1 pseudogene is annotated in these 286 nt (G+C 57.3%); it reads left to right on the top strand.

The window, feature by feature from the left end:
• Positions 1 to 43 precede the first annotated feature (43 nt).
• Positions 44 to 286: pseudogene (locus QMX84_RS26390) on the top strand (MobA/MobL family protein); the annotation flags it as partial.

The following is a 286-nucleotide window of genomic DNA, read 5'->3' as shown; positions in this document are numbered from 1 at the left end:
GGCAAACCGACTGCATCGGCCCTAAAAACGAAAAGGCAAAAACATGGCGATTGGACGATTGAGCGTGAAGGTTGGCAAGGCGGGGAAAGCTTCCCCTCATGCCGCCTATATCGCTCGCCTCGGCCAATACGAAAAACGGCTTGAGCAGGGGGAAAAGTTGGAGGCGTCCGAATTCGTCAATATGCCGAAGTGGGCCGCGACCAACCCGTTGCACCTTTGGGAAGCCGCCGACGCCTACGAGCGCAAGAACGGAACCACCTACCGCGAGTTTGAAATCGCTTCGCCC

The organism is Pseudomonas sp. PS01297 (assembly GCF_029959305.1).
GTDB classification, from domain to species: domain Bacteria; phylum Pseudomonadota; class Gammaproteobacteria; order Pseudomonadales; family Pseudomonadaceae; genus Aquipseudomonas; species Aquipseudomonas helleri.
Note: the sequence above shows the minus strand (reverse complement) of the source record. Positions and strands in the feature narration are given on the sequence as shown.